The organism is Mucilaginibacter sp. NFR10 (assembly GCF_900100445.1).
Classification (GTDB): Bacteria; Bacteroidota; Bacteroidia; order Sphingobacteriales; family Sphingobacteriaceae; genus Mucilaginibacter; species Mucilaginibacter rubeus.
On the sequence record NZ_FMTV01000006.1, the window covers coordinates 128073 to 146288 of the forward strand.

Consider the following 18216-nt stretch of genomic DNA (forward strand, 5'->3'; position numbering starts at 1 on the left):
CGATTTGCGATTTATAATCTAATTTCGACATCAGCATTTAATTTTATTTGCTGATGTTTTGTTTTAGGGGAAATCTGAACTGAGCATCCAAAACCCGAAATCAACAATGGACGCATCCTGTATAAGTTATAAAGACACCGGTTTTTTTTCAAGCACAGTTGCCGAATATATCGACAATAAACCCGAACTACGCCCTTTTTATGGTTACCGTCCGGATATGGCCGGTTTTGCCGAATTTCTGAAAAACAAAAAGGTAGTTGCTGACCGCGAAGTGCTGGTACGTGTTTTAACTAAGCAATATGAGTGTTTAAGCAAAGAGCCGGGTAAATTATGTACTTATTCAACTGCCCTTACAGCCCAAAACCTGGAGCTGTTAAAGCAGGATAATACCTTTACCATTACAACCGGCCACCAGCTTAATATCTTCGCCGGGCCTTTATATTTCCTTTATAAAATTGCAACGGCTATCAAACTGGCTCGGCAATTGAAAACCGCCCATCCCGATAAAAATTTTGTGCCTGTTTACTGGATGGCCAGCGAAGACCACGACTTTGCCGAGATCAACTATACCAACATTGGCGGTAAAAAAGTACATTGGTGGTATGAAGCCTCGGGGGCAACCGGCCGTATCGACCCGGTGAGCATGCGCCAGGCACTTAACCAGTACAAAGGCGTTTTAGGTATGGAAGGCCATGCAACCGAGCTGGCCGAAATTGTTGAAACCGCCTATACCAAATTTGATAAGCTTGCCGACGCTACAAGATATCTTGTTAACTCACTTTTTGGGCAGTACGGTTTGGTGATCATCGATGCCGATGACCATGAGTTTAAAAAAGAGTTCGCGCCTTTTATGGAGCAGGACATCATCGGTCAGCATAGTTTTAAAAACATTACCGAAACTAACCAAAAGCTGCATGAGCTTGGTGTACACATCCAGGTTAACCCACGCGAGATCAATTTCTTTTACCTGAAAGATCAGCTTCGCGAGCGGATAGTTTTCGAGAATGACAGCTATCATGTGCTCAATGCCGAAATCAGGTTTACTGAAGCTGAGCTGAAAAAGGAGATCGCCGAATATCCCGAACGCTTTAGCCCTAATGTGGTGATGCGCCCGCTGTACCAGGAATGTATTTTACCAAACATTGCCTACATCGGTGGTGGTGCAGAGGTAGTTTACTGGCTCGAGTTGAAATCCAATTTTGATCATTACAAAATTGATTTCCCTATCCTCATCCTTCGCAACTCGGCTTTGGTAATCAAGAAAGAACAAGCTGCCAAGATATCACGTATGGATCTGGATGCACTTGCCTTGTTTAAACAAAGCGATGCCCTGCAAACCTATTGGATCAAAAAGCACAGCGGCCATAACCTGAGCATTGCCGAAGAATGGCGCGAAATGGAAAACCTTTTTGAGAAAATAAAACTCCGCGCATACAAGATCGACCCTACGCTTTCACCATCAGCTGCGGCTGTACAGGCCCGCCTTAAAAAGGCAATGGATAACCTTGAAAAGAAGCTGATCCGTGCCGAAAAAAGAAATTACAGTGTACGGTTGGAGCAGCTAACCGCTGTCAAAGCCGAGCTCTTCCCTAAAGACAGCCTGCAGGAGCGTTCTGAAAACTTCGGCCTCATGTATGTAAAATGGGGGCAAACTTTTATTGATGAGCTTATCCGCCTGTTTGAACCGCTTGATTTTAAGTTTACGGTATTAACGGAAAAATGACAGCAGGAAGCAAAAGTTATCCCAGCACCGGCAATTACGAAAAACTTGCGCCAGATGGGGTGGTGGGGAAGACGCAATTATGCGTCTTTATGAGGCCTACCTTACATTTACCGCTCTCGGAAACTTCAATATCAAGCCGGGGTCAGGTATATTCTTCCGCCAGATCTCTTTTTCCGAAAACTTAGCTACGCCGGGATAATCGCCTTGTTTACCTTCCATATCAAACATCAGCTGGAAATGCAAATGCGGTGGCCAATGGCCGTTTTCATCGGCATTGCCAATGGTTGCTATTTGGCTGTTTTTAGACACAGGCACCCCTTTAGAAAGCCCGTTCAGGCTTTTACGGCTTAAATGCCCGTACAGGCTATAAAGTGTTAAGCCATCAAGGTCGTGTTGTAAAATAATGGTTGGGCCGTAATCACCAATGGTATTATTATCCTGGTAACTGTGTACCATGCCATCAAGCGGGGCATATACCGGCGTTCCGGCGTCGCTCCAGATATCGACACCCAAATGCAGGCGCCGGGGCTCATCATCTGTGTCAAAATGACTGCTAAAGGCATAAATGGTACGGTGTTCCATATACCCGCCAATACCGTAACGGCAATGGTTGTCATGCAGCTTTTCGTTTACTAACTGGCTAAACATCCACGGCTTGTTAATAACCTCAGCCGTCAATTCCTTATTGGCGGCGGTAAGGTCAAAATGGTAAAGGCGGTCATGATCTGCATCAAAATCAACCACTTTGCCAATGGCTTCGGGATGATTGTTAACGTAATTAGCAAACAGCGTGTGCCGGTCCATCAGTGACTATTAGTTTTCTTCGGTATCGGGCTGGCGTTCCTCTTTACTGATCTTATCAAAGATCTTGTCCATACGCTCAACGTATTCGCTGGTGTCATCAACAAAAAACTCAAGCTGCGGAATGATCCTTACCTGGTCTTTGATGCGGGCGCCCAGTTTGTACCTGATTTCCGAAGCGTGCGATTTGATGGTATGCAAAGCGGTTTGCACATTGGGATTGCCCAAAAAGCTTAAAAATATACGGGCTATGGCCAAATCGGGCGTTACGCGTACCTTGGTTATGGTTACCAGTGTATTAGGCAAATAATTCATGCCTTCGCGCTGAAAAATAGCTGCAAGGTCTTCCTGTATTACTCCGGCAAATTTTTGCTGACGTTTTGATTCCATGGGTTGTTAGTTACGCCGATAAGGCAGATGAGTGTTTAATGCTTAATGCAAAAGCCTAAGTTATTGTTTTAGGCTTTTATTAACAATGGCGGCAGGGGGTTAATTACATACGTCCTGCGGGATCTCTTTGGTTATTTTTACTACTTTTTTTACAACGAGTGTACTGTCATATTCAGACCCGCGACCAACATCGCCCGATTTTGATTTGATGCCCTCAACCTCAACGTAAACCGGTTCGTAGGGTTTTTCGAAATTGAGCTGCGAATACTGAAGCTCCAGTTGGGCCGAACTGTCAACAGCCCAAAACTCCTGGCCGCTATCGCAATCTTTAAATGATTTAATTTCAGGACCTGCACTATACAAGCCTTTATAAAGCGTAACCCCGTCTTTTTTATGGGCATCATTATTACATGCGTAAACAGCAATAACAACAAGCAGCAGAACAAAAACTTTGATATACCTCATACCCATTTAACAAATTTACAAATCCTGTTTGATTTCATCCAATCCTTTAATACTTAAACGGGCGCTGATGCCGGCAGCTATTACCGAAATGCCGCCAACGGTTAGCAGCACCAGGCCAAAATCCTTAATTTTAAGGTCGATAGGATACGAGTCTAACACCGACATTTTGGCCCCCATTTTTATCCATCCGTAATGCTGCTGCAACAGGCAAAAAATGGTGCCCAGCGTTATGCCGATAATACAGCCAATAGCGGTGATCATCATTCCCTCAAAAAAGAAAATCCCCTGGATCATATTTTTATTGGCGCCCAGTCCGCTTAAAATGGCAATGTCCTTGCGCTTATCAATAACCAGCATGGTTAACGAGCCAATGATATTAAATATTGCGATGATAAGCACAAAGGTAAGGATCATGTAAACCGCCCAGCTTTCGTAATTAAGGGTTTTGTAAAGTTCGCTGTTTTGTTCCTTGCGGTTTTTTACGGTAAAGTCTTTCCCTATTTTATCCTGGATGTCTTTTTGCATGGCATCGATATTGGTGCCGCGCTTAAAATTAAGCTGTAGTGAAGAAACATTTACCGGCTGGTCAAGCAGGTCGCGGGCAAACTCTATGGGGGTTATGGCTATATCATCAAACTCCTGTTGTGTGTCGAATACGCCCGATGGGTTAATGCTGCGTACAACAAATTCATTTAAAGGATTAGCCGAGTTTTCCGCATCGCGCCGCGGCGAATAGATCTGCATGGACGAAAGCTCGTCATGAACATTAATACTTAAGCTCCCCTGTATGGTAGCGCCAATAACGGCAAAATTTTGATCGCCGCTTTTAAGCGTGAATGAGCCGCTGGCTATGGTACTGTCGAGCTGGTTGTTTTTCAAAAAATCATCGCTCACGCCCATTACGGTACCTAAAAATGGTTTATCGCCATATTTGATCAGGGCTTTTTCCTGCAATACTTCGGTAAATGAAAATACGCGCGCATCTTTATGCAAAGAGGCGAAATAAGATGTATTGGGATTGAAGGTTTTGCCAACCTTGGCTTCTATCTTTATTTCGGGCGTAAAATTACTGTATTGCGAAAGGATAAATTTTTCAAAACCATTGAACACCGAAAGAATGATAAGCAAAGCCGCGCTGCCAATGAGCACCCCCAACATGGATATACCCGAAATAATGTTGATAGCATGCATTTTTTTGCCCGAGAACAGGTAACGCTTTGCTATGTAAATGGAGGTGTTCAATTGTGTGGGAATTATGCGTTCAGGTTTTGCTTATGCTCAGTAAAACGTTGCTATGATGTTAACTAAGTTAAAAACGGATTGTTTTGTTTTTCGTAGCCGATGGTTGTTTCGGGACCGTGGCCAGGATAAACGGTAACATCATCAGGCAGGGTAAACAGTTTGGTTTCGATGTTATCAATCAGTTGGGTGAAGTTACCTCCCGGCAAATCCGTGCGACCGATGCTTTGCCTGAACAGGACATCGCCCCCTATCAATATCTTAGCCTCTTTATCATAAAAACACAAGTGAGCGGGTGAATGGCCGGGTGCGAATATCAGATGCAGCGTAGTATTGCCAAAGTGAACACTGCCGGTTTCAGGCAAAAATTCATCTGGCATAGGCGATACATCGTAACGGAAGCCCATAGATGGTGCATAAGCTACTACGGCTGCCAATACTTCCGACTCGCCAACGTGGAAACGGGGCTTAAGGCCATACTGGTCGAACACAAATTTATTGCCCAGCACATGATCGATATGGCAATGGGTGTTGAGCAGCATAACAGGCTTCAGGTTATTGTTTTTGATAAAGCTAACAACAGTGTTTTGCTCGGGCGCGGTATACATGCCCGGGTCAATGATCACACATTCGCCGGTTTCATCATACAAAACATAAGTATTTTCCTGGTAAGGGTTATTTACAAATGATATAACTTTTGCCATGCGGTAAAAGTACGGAATAAATTGATTGGGATAAGTACGATCCGTAGAAGCGAATCATATACGCAAATACCGACGGTTACAAATTAAAACTACACCCTAAAACTTCAGAGGTGATTTTGCCGGTTAGTTCATATACCAGTTCGTATTGGTGCGCTTCATTATAAGCGAACATGACCACCTTTTTATCTTCAGGATCAATAATGAAATATTCCTTTACCCCCACTTTTTCGTACAGGTTTTTCTTTTTTAAAGTGTCATGAATACGATTACCGGATAGTATTTCAAAAACAACATCAGGTGCACCATGAATGCCATCCTTTTGGATAATTGACTTATTTTCATTCAGGATCACCAGTACATCCGGCTGTAAAACGGATTGTTCTTGTTCGAAATAAACATCAGCAGGAGCATGCAGTATTACGCCCTTACCTGTTTCTTCCAAAAAATTATAAAGCAGGGCCGAAAGTTTTACGGAAATGAATTGATGGTCGGTGTTGGGTGCCGGGGTCATGATGAGTTGGTTGTACAACACTTCGCATCTGGTACCCTCGGGCAGCCTCCGGTATATATCGACAGCAGTTGCAGGGATGGTAGGACTCATGTTGTAAATACTTTTATGCTAATTTAGTTAAAACGGCTTAAATAAAAAAGTATGCTACGCCGCCGTTGCCCCTTCAATCAACTCCACCTCCGCTACCGGGCTAAACAGATAGATACGCTTAGTAGCTACTTCGGTACATTTAAAGCGCTTACGCAGCTTTTCGTCTTTGCGGAACACTCTACCGTCCTTTAGCTTAAACAATGCCTTAAGCGGGATCTTTTCTACCGTTAAAATTGCTTCGGATGTTTTGGGGGGATCATATTTGCGCAGCGAGCGGTACAGGTTCAAATCTGAGCAGCTTGACGCCGCCGGGTTATCCAGGTAGTTTACAATAGCCTTTTTAACATCTGCCGGGAAAATCTCTTTTTCAAAAAATGGCTGCATCATTTTTTTGAAATTGTTTTTCCATTCTGTTCCGTGAGGTTTGGCTTTTTGCTTATGCTCGTTCCAGGTATGCAGGTGTGCAAACTCATGCACTGTAGTTACCAGGAAAGCATAGGGGTTAAGGTCGTAATTAACCGAGATACGGTGACCTTTGCCGCCATAAGGTGAGCGGTAATCGCCAAATTTACTGTTACGGTTGCGCGAAATTTTAAATTCACATTTGAAGTAGTCAATCCACCGGGCAATGAGCGGGGCCGCTTCTGCCGGTAGATATTTCTCTAAAACTTTTACTTTATCCAATTTTTACCTCAATACAAATGTAAGAATTTGTGGTTGATAGTCCATAAACCATAGTCGATGGTTTGTAAAACTTTGATTTACTCTCTAAGCTTCTGCTGACGGTTATTTGCTCTAAAGTATAAGTCTGCCGGGATGGGCAAACCTCTACATCCAATCTCATCCTAAATTTAAAGGGTGTAAATTTTATCTTTCCCCTTCCTTTTTCTTCACCTCCCTGGTCATCTTCAAAGTCAACAACAACAACAACCCTAACGAAACAATAATAGCAACCCAAATCAGTACAGTGTAATCTTTCCCGGCAGGTTTTGCTGCCACTGCATAGCCGGTATTTTTAACAACAGCCTCATGTTTAATAACCGGGGTGTTCCCTCCAATACTATCAGCAAAAAACTTAAGATCATATTCCGGGACCTGAGCCGAGGGGTCACCGACCAGGAACCGGTAGCTTTGCTTAGTTTCAAGGTAGCTGATCAAATATTCGTCGGATTGAAACGCTTTGATCTCGCCGATGCTCAGCGGTTGGTTATCGCCATTGCTTATTTCTATTAACAGGTGATTGGTTTTTGCAGCAATTAACAGATCAGGCGTTTTATCTGATGACAGCTCGGCTTCGCTCAAGAGCTCCCTGCCATTGTTTACAAACTGGTAAACGGTAACACTCCGTTTATAATACCTCGGCGCGCTGATATTGAGGTGCAACTTATTTACCTGGTAATTATCGTTCAGCTTAATGTCGATAAAGGTAGTTTTATTACTATCGGTACGGGTGATATTTAAAGGCGCAACAGGCGTGTAACTTTGAACTGTTGATGCGTACTCTGTATAAATGCCGGCCTCCAAAAACTTAACCGGGTTTTTGTTTTTATCGTTTACCTGGATTTTTAAATAGCGATAATTACTCGCCGGAAACGATAACGATTGCAGGTAGGTGCCTTCACTGTTTTGTACAGCTTCCTGCAAGGGGATCTCTTCCTGGATGGCAAACCACTGTTTCAGATCATCGCTGCCCAGCAGGTTCACTTTACGTTTTACGGCTGTGTTTTGCAGCCTGATCCAAAGGCGGTCGAGTACCAGTCCGGTTTTATTTTCTATGATAAAAACAGTACTGGTATCGGTTTTTGGCGTGTTACTGATCTCCGGGAAAACAACAAAGCTTTGCTGGCTTCTTTGCGGCAGGCTGCCAGCCTGGATGTAAGGCACAAAGTCGCCTTTCGCGTCTGCAATGCGAATGTCCGACAGGTCGGGTTTGGCCTTTGCTACCAATTCCGGCTGTAAGCCAATGCGGTAAAAACCGGTGCTGTCAATCTTGTGCAGCGCGGCTTTATATTTAAAATTTTTTTGTGCCGATGCCGGTAATATAGCCCCGCAAAGCAGCAGTGTTAAAAGTATTAGCTTATTCATTTTTTTTAGCTTCATCATCGGCAATGGATCTTTTTGCTGTTCGCTGGTACATAAAGGCCACAATAAGCAATAGTACTCCCAAACAAAAGAAAGCAGCTATTTTACCCCAAACCGGGATGTTTTTAATATCGAACAAAAATAATTTTAATAGTGTGAGCGAGAACAGCGTTAGCGAAGCTACACGCATCACCCGCAGTTTGTACCTCATGCCCAGCCACATCAATGCGAAGGAAAGCAGTCCCCATAATACGGGTAAGCCGGTTTTTACGTATACGGTTTCTATTTGATCGATAGAATTAGCTTTACTAAAAAATAGCAGGTTGCTCATCAGGCTCACCTCAAAACTTAAAAACAATACAACGCCCGCGCTTAATACCCAGGTAAACGCTTTTTTCAGGCCTTCGTTCATATTTTGCTGACATAAGCGGATCACCCTGTAAAACAACAGACCGATAAATACAGCACCAATCCAATGTGCCATAAAATGACTGGTCGACGGCTTCTTAGTTTCGAGCATCAAATGTTGCAGGGAATAATATTGTGGTGTAAGTAACAGGTAAACAACCAGGCAGATGAACAGTATCACAAATTTTGTGTTGCTGCTAAAATTGATAACTTGTATTTTGGGCGATGACGTATAGTAGATAAATACAAACACAGGCGTATACACCATCGCATATAAAATATTAAGGTTGGTATCCGGGTAATGGTTCAGGAACTGGTGGTTGATCTCCAGCAGGCCGCTTAAATAAAGAAGCACAAGTGCGGCTACCCCAAAAAGCTGCTCAGTAAAAACATTGGTGTGCTCCACCTTGGTTGAGTCCTTTTTAACTAATACCGAAAGTAAAAATGAACTCACAGCAGCAAATAGCGTAGTGATGAAACCCTTATTTGCAATTATGGTTAAACTCAAACTGTAGTTACTATAAGTCTGGTACATGTCCATTAGCAAGCTTAGCAACATGGCTATCCATAAAAACACAGCTGTATATTTCATGAGCTGAATGCCAGAGCGCAGGTACAGCCAATAAAGCAACACCGTTTCTGAAGCCCAGAAAATGGTAATGTTATTGCCATGCAACTGAATAGGAGCAGCTAACGAAATAAACGTGAGCGTAATGCCGATAAGCAGGTACAAAATATTAGTATCCACCTTACGATTGCGGAACAGGACGTATGAAAGCACCAGGTTTACCACAGCCAGGCAAATACAAAACAAACCCCGGTATTGCTCAGCATGCATCATGGTTAACAGGTACAGGCCGGTAGCAAAATATAACCCGGTATTAAGAAGCAAAATGCTGAAATCGGACGCGATAAATTTTTTGTTCTCGCGTACGTTGTTAGCTATGTTGATAGTAAAGTAAAGCGCGTAAAAAATGCTGGCGTAAATAAAGCCGAAATGGTAGGTAGGAGGTGTAAGAGTATACAGCACCGTTGAAAAAACGATCACCGTAAAAGCGAACGATACGATATTAAGCACCCTCCATGCTTTGTAATAAGCAATAATGAGCAAGCCGGTATTCAATATCAGCAGGTAAATGAACAGGGCATTATAATTGGCGCTGCCATTACTTACCATAAACGGACTGGCAAACCCACCTACCAATGCAATTACGGCCAGTTCCTGCTTATCATATAATAAGGAAAGCAGCACCGCAAAAACGGTGATCACAATTAAAATAATGAATGCCGTTGTTTGATTAAACAAATGAAACTGCTGAAATGCCAATGTTATGGTAAAATAAAACACGGCCAATCCACCGCCTACAAGCACCGAGCTAAAGGCCTTATAACTATTACGCAGCACATGTGCAACCGCAATTAAAATTCCGCCGCAAACAATACCTATACCCACACGGCCTACTAAGCCTATCCAATCGTTATCAATAGCATATTTTACAAAGAAGCCAATGGCCAGCACCAGGATGGCTATGCCTATTTTATTGATGAGATTTTCGCCAATGAATTTTTCCAGGTCGGGATGGCGCTCAAAGAAAGACGGCCTGGGCTGCAAAGGTTTCGCGGGCCTAAAATCGCGTGTTTTTATAGGGCGATTGATAATCGACTGGCTGTCTTCAATAACTTCGGGCTGCCGTTCAATTTTTGGAGGTGTAATAGGTTCTGGTTTTATCTCTGCCTCAACAGGAGCTTTCGGTTTTTCAACAGGATGTTCTGGTATAAAAGGTGCAGGTGGCGGAGCTATGATTGCAGGTGCCCGTTCTTCTGCTTTTTTGACATCTTCAGCACCCGGCCGGGTTATCTTAAGCTGTTCAATAATACCTTTTAGTTCGAATATTCTAAATTCAAGTTCTTTGATCTTATTGTTTAAACTGCCCTTGTGGTTCAGCATCATGATAATGACAACCACTAATAAAAAGACGGCTAATACATCCATAGTTTTAGGTTTGTAAAAAATAAAGATAACGGAATTATGAAATAATCCACTATCAGGCATGCCCGTCAATAGGCATATTGCATATAAATTAAAGCTTTAATTGTAATTTAGCTGTACGGGCAACTGCCAATCACCTATAAACCATCCTATTTCATGAAGACATCTTTTAAACGTTACTTTTTTTTGTGTTTTCTTTTTGTTACAGCATCCACCTATGCGCAAACCATCAGTCCGGCGCTTTTAAAACATCAGTGGAAAGCCTCCTGGATCACCGTTCCGCAGGAATCTTTAAAGGAATACGGGGTTTATTATTTCAGGAAAAACATTGACCTTGCCGCTAAACCTTCATCCTTTATTGTTCATGTATCTGCCGATAACCGGTATAAGCTTTATGTTAACCAAACCTTGGTTTCATTAGGCCCTGCACGCGGAGATACTTATTACTGGAATTATGAAACGGTTGATCTGGCACCATATCTTCAACCGGGCAAAAATATCATCGCTGCTGTGGTTTGGAACGATGGCGATTATCGCCCCGAAGCGCAGATCTCGCTGCAAACAGGTTTCATTATGCAGGGCGATACGCCAAATGAAGAAATAATCAATACCAATAAAACCTGGAAATGTATCCGTGATAAATCATTTAAGCCTATCACCGGTATAGGCTGGCATCCCTATTATGTTGCCGGGCCGGGCGAGCGGATAGATTTAAACCTCTCTATAAAAGATTGGAACACGACCGGGCTTGATGACAGTAGCTGGAAAAATGCTATCCGTATTGACAACGGAAATCCCAAAGGCGTAACCAATGCCTTTGGCTGGATGCTGGTTCCATCGTCAATACCCGCCATGGAAATGACCTTGCAAAGGATCCCGGTTTTACGGAAGGCGGATGGGGTAACTGTTTCATCTACATTCCCGGCAACAAAAACAGCGGGTATTATCCCGGCTAATACGTCGGCTACTTTATTGCTCGATCAAACCTATTTAACTAACGCGTTTTTAACCCTCAATTTCAGCAAGGGCAAAAACGCCGGTATTGGCATTACTTATACCGAATCGCTTTTTAAAAGCTTAAGTGGCCCGGAAGGCCCGGTTAAAGGTAACCGGAATGATGTGGATGGAAAGATCTTTGTTGGCAGGCGCGACAGCATAGTTGCTGACGGCGCCTCCGGCAATTCATTTACTACTTTAACATGGCGCACATTCAGGTACATCGAAGTGAAAATAACCACCAAAGATGAACCATTAATTATCGATGATATTTACGGAACGTTTACCGGGTATCCGTTTAAAATGAATGCCAAACTGGAAACGCCCAACCCCGAATTACAGCAAATGCTGGATATCGGCTGGCGCACCGCCCGCCTTTGCGCCGGCGAAACTTATACCGACTGTCCATACTATGAACAGCTGCAATACGTTGGCGATACCCGCATCCAGGCGCTGGTATCTTTTTATAATAGCGGCGACGACCGCCTGGTGCGCAACGCCATCAACCAGATGGATCATTCCCGCCTGGCCGAAGGGATCACGCTAAGCCGTCACCCCTCGTTCTCGCCCCAAATTATTTCCACCTTTTCGCTCTGGTATATCGGCATGCTGCATGATTACTGGATGTACCGGCCCGATAGTTTATTTATTAAAGACAAGCTGCCCGGCATGCGCGATGTGCTCAATTTTTTCAGCAAGTATCAGCAAGCCGATGGCTCCTTAAAAGATACACCCTACTGGACATTTGTTGACTGGGTTAATGACAAAGGCTGGGATTTTGGCCAGGCCCCCAAAAGCGCCAAAGGCACTTCGGCTATATTAGACCTGCAGTTGATGTGGGCCTATCGGCAGGCCGCCGAAATAGAAGCAAAAATGGGAATGCCCGCGTTTGCTGAAATGTACAAGGCCAAAGCAGCGCAATTAAAAACCGCTATCCAAAGTAAATACTGGGATGCTGGCAAAAAACTTTATGCCGATACCGAGGACAAGCAATTATTTTCGCAGCATACCAATTCTATAGCAATATTAGCAGGTATGGTATCCAATGCCACAGCGCATAACATCAGCTTAAAATTATTGAATGACAGCACACTCACCAAATGCACTATCTACTTTAAATATTACCTGCACCAGGCCATGGTTAAAGGCGGTTTCGGCGATGATTATTTAAACTGGCTTAACATCTGGCGGGATAATATCAAAATGGGCTTAACCACCTGGGCCGAAATCTCCGACCTTGACCATAACCGCTCCGATTGTCACGCCTGGGGAGCAAGCCCGAACATTGAATTTTACCGTACCATTTTAGGGGTGGATACCTACGCGCCGGGGTTCAGCAAAATAAAAATTGAGCCGCATTTGGGCCAGATCAAAAACATTAGCGGCGAAGTGCCTCACCCTAACGGAAAAGTTTATGCCAAATATGTGTTCGATAAAGGAAAATGGAGTATCAACATAGCGCTCCCCAAAAACACATCGGGCATTTTTGTGTGGAAAGGAAAAACTTTTACACTTAAAACAGGTAATAACAGTTTAAGCATTTGAAAAAAATAACCAGGGTATTTACATTTACCTTAATTGCACTGATTTTGCCACGCATAAGTAAAATACTTTTAAATATTGACTCGTTAAATAAAAGCAACGCTAACTTTACCTTTGTTGCTTCAATGGGATAAATTGACTTTATCACATTATTTAACAATTTGATATTATTAAAATGTGATATTTATGCGCTGGGAACTAAGGTTTTCACCAAATTGCCAACCAGCTAAATAAATTACGCTAAATGAAAAAAACACCATCCCAATTAAGGGTTCTCTCAATCGATATCGGTGGATCACACATTAAAGCCACTATCCTGAATAAAAAAGGGGATTTAAAAATGGAGTACGACAAGATACCTACTCCCGCTCCTGCAAATCCCGAAAACGTTATAAAAGCTATCAACACCCTTGTGAAGGATTTTCCGGCATATGATAAAATATCGGTTGGTTTTCCGGGTTATGTAAAAAACGGGGTTGTTAAAACCGCGCCTAACCTTGGTACCGATTACTGGGCCGATGTTGATTTAAGCAAAAAACTGGAAAAAGCATTAGGCAAACCAACACAGGTGGTAAACGATGCCGATATGCAGGGGCTTGGCGTAGTTGCCGGGAAAGGCCTCGAAATGGTGATAACCCTGGGCACAGGTTTTGGTACTGCTTTGTTAATGGACGGTCATTTATTGCCCCACTTTGAGCTGGCACACCTCCCGATAAAAGAAGGCATTACCTATGATAACTATATCGGCGAGAAAGCTTTGGAGAAAGAAGGCAAAGAGAAATGGAACAAACGCATGAAAAAGGTTTTCAAAATATTGAAAACTGTATTCAATTACGATACTTTATACATTGGCGGCGGCAATTCAGATGAGCTTACCTTTAAGCTCGACAAAAACATGAAAATAGTTACCAATGCCGATGGTATCAAAGGCGGCGCAAGGCTTTGGCTCAGCGAGGACGAAAGTAAAACCAAGCGCAAAATAGCAACACCTACCGAGTAAATTAAAAACTAACACTAACTACAATACCTGATAACAAAATGGAAAACCAACAAGACATAGAAAAATTGGCGATTGATACCGTAAGGGTATTGGCAGCCGATGCTGTGCAAAAAGCAAACTCAGGCCACCCGGGTACAGCTATGGCGCTGGCACCAATGGGCCACGTTTTATGGACAAAGTTTTTAAACTACAACCCTAAAAACCCTGATTGGGCAAACCGCGACAGGTTTATCCTTTCGGCAGGCCATGCTTGTATTTTACAGTACAACTTTTTATACTTAATGGGCTACGATCTTTCTTTAGATGATATCAAACAGTTCCGTCAGCTAAACAGCAAAACGGCCGGTCACCCCGAATATGGATTGGCGCCGGGCATTGAAGTAACTACTGGTCCGCTGGGACAGGGTTTTGCCAATGCTGTGGGCTTTGCCATTGCTCAAAAACACCTGGCTGCCCGTTACAACAAACCTGGTTTTGAGCTGTTCAACTACAATATTTACACCATCTGCAGCGATGGCGACTTGATGGAAGGTGTAACTTCCGAAGCGGCATCACTGGCAGGTCACCTGCAATTGGGTAACCTGATCTATTTATATGATGACAACCACATCTCAATTGAAGGCAGCACTGATATTGCTTTTAATGAAGATGTAAGCGCCCGTTTTCGCGCATACGGCTGGCACGTACAGGATTTGACAGATGTTAATGACACCCATGCGCTTGAGCTGGCCCTCATCAATGCTAAAGCCGAAACTCAGAAACCGTCATTTATCCGCGTTCGTTCGCTGATAGCTTATGGCAGCCCTAATAAATCGGGCACTGCAGGTTCACATGGTTCGCCGCTTGGCGCCGATGAAATTAAACTGGTAAAACAATTCTTCGGTTTCGATCCTGAAAAATCATTCAACGTACCCGACGAGGTGCTGGATTACTATCACAAAAAAGGTGCACGCGGCGCTGCAGTTGAAGAAAAATGGAACAAATTATTTGCAGATTATAAAGCAAAATTCCCTGAATTAGCAGCCGAATACGAAGCTGCCGCGAAAGGCGAACTACCTGCGGGCTGGAAAGATAAATTGCCGGTATTTAAAGGTTCGGACCCTAAAATGGCAACCCGCCAGGCTTCAGGCAAAGTATTAAACGCTATTGCGCCGGCATTGCCAAACCTTATTGGCGGTGCGGCCGACCTTGCCCCATCAACAGAAACCAACCTGAAAGAGTACGATTCGTTTACATCAGAAAACCGTGCAGGCCGCAACTTCCACTTCGGAATCCGTGAGCATGCCATGGGTTCGGCTTTAAATGGTATGGCTTTAACCAAAGGCTTATTGCCATTTGGTGCTACGTTCCTGATGTTCTCTGAGTATATGCGCCCGCCAATCCGTTTGGCAGCCATCATGAAAATAAACCCGATTTTTGTTTATACCCATGACAGTATCGGCTTGGGCGAGGATGGTACTACTCACCAGCCTATTGAGCAATTGGCTTCTTTACGTTCGATACCAAACTTAACCGTGATCCGTCCGGCTGATGCCAACGAAAGCGCGCATGCATGGCGTGTTGCCATCGAGAAAAAAGGCGGCCCAACTGTGCTGATCTTCACCCGTCAGGGCTTACCTATCCTTGATCAGGACAAATATGGCAAAGCCGAAAACCTGGAAAAAGGTGCTTACATCCTTTCAGAAGGCAGCAAAGGCCCTGATTTGATCCTGATCGCTACCGGATCTGAAGTCGCTTTAATTATACAGGCACAGGAAAAACTGGAAGCTGAAGGCATTTCAACCCGCGTGGTAAGCATGCCATCATGGGAATTGTTTGAAAAACAGGATGCGGCTTACAAAGAATCAGTATTCCCTAAAGCAAGTAAAAAACGTTTGGCGGTTGAAATGGCATCACCAATGGGCTGGCACAAATACATCACTGACGAAGGCGATATGTTAGGCATGACAACCTTCGGTGAATCGGCCCCTGCCGAAGACCTGTACAAACATTTCGGCTTTACTGTTGATAACGTTGTTAAAAAAGCAAAAGCTCTTTTATAGAGGCAAGAAATCAAGAGTCAGGAATCAAGATTTTCCTGGCTCTTGATTTAAAAAATATACAAGTAAGAATCAAACGGTAAGAAGATAAGTTTTTCTTCTTGTCTCTTGGTTCTTGACTTCTTGATTCTAATCAAAATGAACTGGAACAGCAACCTGATAAATAACCTGGAGTGGGCCGATAAGATTATCAATATCGAAGGCAAACAAAAGGTAGCTGCCGAAATAGCGGCGAAAGTTAAGGATGGCGATATTATAGGTGTTGGCTCGGGTTCAACATCATACCTGGCTTTGGTGGCCATTGCCCAAAGGGTAAAAGATGAAAAGCTGAATGTAAAGGCTATCCCTACTTCGGTAGAGCTTTCTATGTTTTGCGCCAAATTAGGTTTGCCTGTTACAACACTGTATGAATATAAACCCGATTGGCTTTTTGACGGAGCAGATGAGGTTGACCCCGACAAAAGCCTGATCAAAGGGCGCGGCGGGGCTATGTTTAAAGAGAAGTTGCTCATCAGCTCAAGTGAAGTAAGTTATATTATAGTTGATGAGTCGAAAATGGTTGATAAATTAGGCTCGAAATTTCCGGTACCTATCGAGGTTTTCCCGCAGGCATTGCCTCATGTGGAAAAGAAGCTGAAAAGTTTAGGGGCCATCGAAATAGCTATCCGTCCGGCAAAAGGTAAAGACGGCCCAATAATTTCAGAAAATGGCAACCTTGTATTGGATTGCAAATTCGATGAAATTGGTAAAAGTTTTGAAAGGGATATTAAATCGATAACAGGTGTAATTGAAAGCGGGCTTTTTATCGGCTTTGATGTAAATATTATCATGGCCTCGAACAGTTAGATTTAGCCTTAAGTCGACATCTTTAGTCCGAAATCTTAAAGAAAATGAGACTTTTGATTTGCTAATTCTAATTTAAGACTAAAAACCGGCATTTACTGCTAAAAACTGCAGACTTACCCCGGAAATGTTAACAAAGTATGATATAAATCTTACAATTACTGACATTCTTATTAAGAACTTTACATAATAGACCGATTTGGTAGCAATTTTTACTACCTTCATCGCGCTTTTAACAAAATAATTAACAAACACAAAAACAAACCCTATTATGGCAACTAATAACGTAGCGCAGATACATGGTTTTGGTCAGAGTATCTGGCTTGATTTTATTGACCGTGAGATCATTTCATCAGGAAAACTTAAACAATTAATTGACGTTGACGGCGTACGCGGCGTTACTTCAAACCCTGCAATTTTTGAAAAGGCTATCAGCAGCAGTTCTGATTACGATGCTGATATCGCTGCTCTTAAATCTGAAAGCGACAACGAAAAGCTGTTTTTTGAGATAGCTGTTAAAGATATCCAGGCCGCTGCCGACCTTTTTAAAGGTGTTTACGAAGAATCAAACAAAGTTGATGGTTACGTAAGCCTTGAGGTTTCTCCGTTCCTGGCTTTAGATACCGAAGGTACTGCTAAACAAGCCGAAGAACTTTGGAAAAAAGTTGACCGCGAAAACGTAATGATCAAAATCCCTGGTACTAAACCAGGTTTGGCTGCTATTCAGCAATCAATTGCAAAAGGTATCAACATCAATGTTACACTGCTGTTTGGTTTAGAGCGTTACGAAGAAGTAACTGAAGCTTACATTGCAGGCCTGGAAGAGCATTTAGCTGCAGGTCATAAAATTGCCCACATCGCGTCAGTAGCCAGTTTCTTCCTGAGCCGTATTGATGTTATTGTAGACCCGATCATTGAAGCAAAAGGCGAAAAAGAGCTGTATGGTGAGGTCGCAATCGCATCAGCTAAAAAAGCATACGAAATTTATAAAAGGGTATTCAGCAGCGAAAGGTGGAAAAAACTTGCCGAGCAAGGCGCACAACCACAGCGTTTATTATGGGCAAGTACAGGTAGTAAAAACCCTGCATTTAAAGATACCAAATATGTTGAGGCATTAATTGGCCCGGACACAGTTGATACCGTTCCTTTGGAAACTGTTGACGCTTTCCGTGATCATGGTGTTGCTGCAAACACGTTAGAAACCGGTTTAGATAAAGCTAACGAGATCTTAGCCAAACTACCATCTTTAGGTATCGACCTTGCTGCTGTAACCCAGCAGTTAGAAGATGAAGGCATCGAAAAATTCAACAAGCCATTTGAAAAGTTGTTGAACGCCATCGAAACACAGAAGAATAAGTAATCAAGTTCTAAGTCTTAAGTCGGAAGTCTTAAG

15 protein-coding genes are annotated in these 18216 nt (G+C 43.1%); 6 read left to right on the forward strand and 9 right to left on the reverse strand.

Annotated elements, in window-relative coordinates; genetic code table 11:
• Positions 1-106: 106 nt before the first annotated feature.
• Positions 107-1723 (forward strand): bacillithiol biosynthesis cysteine-adding enzyme BshC, encoded by a 1617-nt coding sequence (bshC, locus tag BLP33_RS19635; protein ID WP_090532305.1) that lies wholly within the window; start codon positions 107-109, stop codon positions 1721-1723.
• Positions 1724-1819: 96 nt separating this feature from the next.
• Here the strand turns inward: bshC and BLP33_RS19640 are convergent, their stop codons facing one another.
• The 9 genes from BLP33_RS19640 to BLP33_RS19680 form a co-directional block, all read right to left on the reverse strand.
• Positions 1820-2527 carry a peptidoglycan DD-metalloendopeptidase family protein gene (locus tag BLP33_RS19640; protein WP_090532307.1) on the reverse strand — a complete coding sequence of 236 codons (708 nt, stop codon included), beginning with the start codon at positions 2525-2527 and terminating at the stop codon, positions 1820-1822.
• Between the two features lie 9 nt (positions 2528-2536).
• Positions 2537-2914, reverse strand: coding sequence for a 30S ribosome-binding factor RbfA (gene rbfA / locus BLP33_RS19645; protein WP_090532309.1), 378 nt, complete (start codon positions 2912-2914; stop codon positions 2537-2539).
• Between the two features lie 99 nt (positions 2915-3013).
• Complete coding sequence (locus BLP33_RS19650; RefSeq protein ID WP_090532839.1) at positions 3014-3379, reverse strand: hypothetical protein; 366 nt, start codon at positions 3377-3379, stop codon at positions 3014-3016.
• A gap of 15 nt (positions 3380-3394) precedes the next feature.
• Positions 3395-4621 carry an FtsX-like permease family protein gene (locus BLP33_RS19655; protein WP_090532311.1) on the reverse strand — a complete coding sequence of 409 codons (1227 nt, stop codon included), beginning with the start codon at positions 4619-4621 and terminating at the stop codon, positions 3395-3397.
• 62 nt (positions 4622-4683) lie between these two features.
• Positions 4684-5322 carry an MBL fold metallo-hydrolase gene (locus tag BLP33_RS19660; protein WP_090532313.1) on the reverse strand — a complete coding sequence of 213 codons (639 nt, stop codon included), beginning with the start codon at positions 5320-5322 and terminating at the stop codon, positions 4684-4686.
• Between the two features lie 76 nt (positions 5323-5398).
• Positions 5399-5923, reverse strand: a complete 525-nt coding sequence (locus tag BLP33_RS19665; RefSeq protein ID WP_090532315.1) for a Uma2 family endonuclease — start codon at positions 5921-5923, stop codon at positions 5399-5401.
• A gap of 54 nt (positions 5924-5977) precedes the next feature.
• Entirely contained in the window at positions 5978-6607 is a 630-nt protein-coding gene (locus BLP33_RS19670) for a SprT-like domain-containing protein (protein ID WP_090532317.1), read from the reverse strand.
• A gap of 183 nt (positions 6608-6790) precedes the next feature.
• On the reverse strand, positions 6791-8008 hold the full coding sequence (locus BLP33_RS19675; RefSeq protein ID WP_175490068.1) for a hypothetical protein: 1218 nt from the start codon (positions 8006-8008) through the stop codon (positions 6791-6793).
• Positions 8001-10406 (reverse strand): DUF2339 domain-containing protein, encoded by a 2406-nt coding sequence (locus tag BLP33_RS19680; RefSeq protein WP_090532841.1) that lies wholly within the window; start codon positions 10404-10406, stop codon positions 8001-8003. The genes BLP33_RS19675 and BLP33_RS19680 overlap by 8 nt, the downstream gene beginning before the upstream one ends.
• A gap of 153 nt (positions 10407-10559) precedes the next feature.
• Between BLP33_RS19680 and BLP33_RS19685 the strand changes: the two genes are divergently transcribed.
• The 5 genes from BLP33_RS19685 to tal all read left to right on the forward strand — a co-directional run bounded on the left by BLP33_RS19685 (position 10560) and on the right by tal (position 18183).
• Complete coding sequence (locus BLP33_RS19685; RefSeq protein ID WP_090532323.1) at positions 10560-12944, forward strand: alpha-L-rhamnosidase-related protein; 2385 nt, start codon at positions 10560-10562, stop codon at positions 12942-12944.
• A 241-nt stretch (positions 12945-13185) separates the two neighbouring features.
• Positions 13186-13941, forward strand: coding sequence for an ROK family protein (locus tag BLP33_RS19690; protein WP_090532325.1), 756 nt, complete (start codon positions 13186-13188; stop codon positions 13939-13941).
• Positions 13942-13979: 38 nt separating this feature from the next.
• Entirely contained in the window at positions 13980-15983 is a 2004-nt protein-coding gene (gene tkt, locus BLP33_RS19695; protein ID WP_090532327.1) for a transketolase, read from the forward strand.
• A 135-nt stretch (positions 15984-16118) separates the two neighbouring features.
• The gene (rpiA, locus tag BLP33_RS19700; RefSeq protein WP_090532329.1) at positions 16119-16826 is read left to right on the forward strand and encodes a ribose 5-phosphate isomerase A; all 708 of its coding nucleotides are present in this window, start codon (positions 16119-16121) and stop codon (positions 16824-16826) included.
• Between the two features lie 268 nt (positions 16827-17094).
• Entirely contained in the window at positions 17095-18183 is a 1089-nt protein-coding gene (gene tal, locus BLP33_RS19705; RefSeq protein WP_090532330.1) for a transaldolase, read from the forward strand.
• The last annotated feature ends 33 nt before the right edge of the window (positions 18184-18216 follow it).

Coding starts and splice junctions, on each gene's coding strand:
- BLP33_RS19640 (WP_090532307.1), bottom strand. CDS start 2,527: ATGGACCGGCACACGCTGTTTGCTAATTACGTTAACAATCATCCCGAA.
- BLP33_RS19680 (WP_090532841.1), bottom strand. CDS start 10,406: ATGGATGTATTAGCCGTCTTTTTATTAGTGGTTGTCATTATCATGATG.
- rpiA (WP_090532329.1), top strand. CDS start 16,119: ATGAACTGGAACAGCAACCTGATAAATAACCTGGAGTGGGCCGATAAG.
- rbfA (WP_090532309.1), bottom strand. CDS start 2,914: ATGGAATCAAAACGTCAGCAAAAATTTGCCGGAGTAATACAGGAAGAC.
- BLP33_RS19665 (WP_090532315.1), bottom strand. CDS start 5,923: ATGAGTCCTACCATCCCTGCAACTGCTGTCGATATATACCGGAGGCTG.
- BLP33_RS19660 (WP_090532313.1), bottom strand. CDS start 5,322: ATGGCAAAAGTTATATCATTTGTAAATAACCCTTACCAGGAAAATACT.
- BLP33_RS19650 (WP_090532839.1), bottom strand. CDS start 3,379: ATGAGGTATATCAAAGTTTTTGTTCTGCTGCTTGTTGTTATTGCTGTT.
- bshC (WP_090532305.1), top strand. CDS start 107: ATGGACGCATCCTGTATAAGTTATAAAGACACCGGTTTTTTTTCAAGC.
- tal (WP_090532330.1), top strand. CDS start 17,095: ATGGCAACTAATAACGTAGCGCAGATACATGGTTTTGGTCAGAGTATC.
- BLP33_RS19675 (WP_175490068.1), bottom strand. CDS start 8,008: ATGAATAAGCTAATACTTTTAACACTGCTGCTTTGCGGGGCTATATTA.
- BLP33_RS19685 (WP_090532323.1), top strand. CDS start 10,560: ATGAAGACATCTTTTAAACGTTACTTTTTTTTGTGTTTTCTTTTTGTT.
- BLP33_RS19690 (WP_090532325.1), top strand. CDS start 13,186: ATGAAAAAAACACCATCCCAATTAAGGGTTCTCTCAATCGATATCGGT.
- tkt (WP_090532327.1), top strand. CDS start 13,980: ATGGAAAACCAACAAGACATAGAAAAATTGGCGATTGATACCGTAAGG.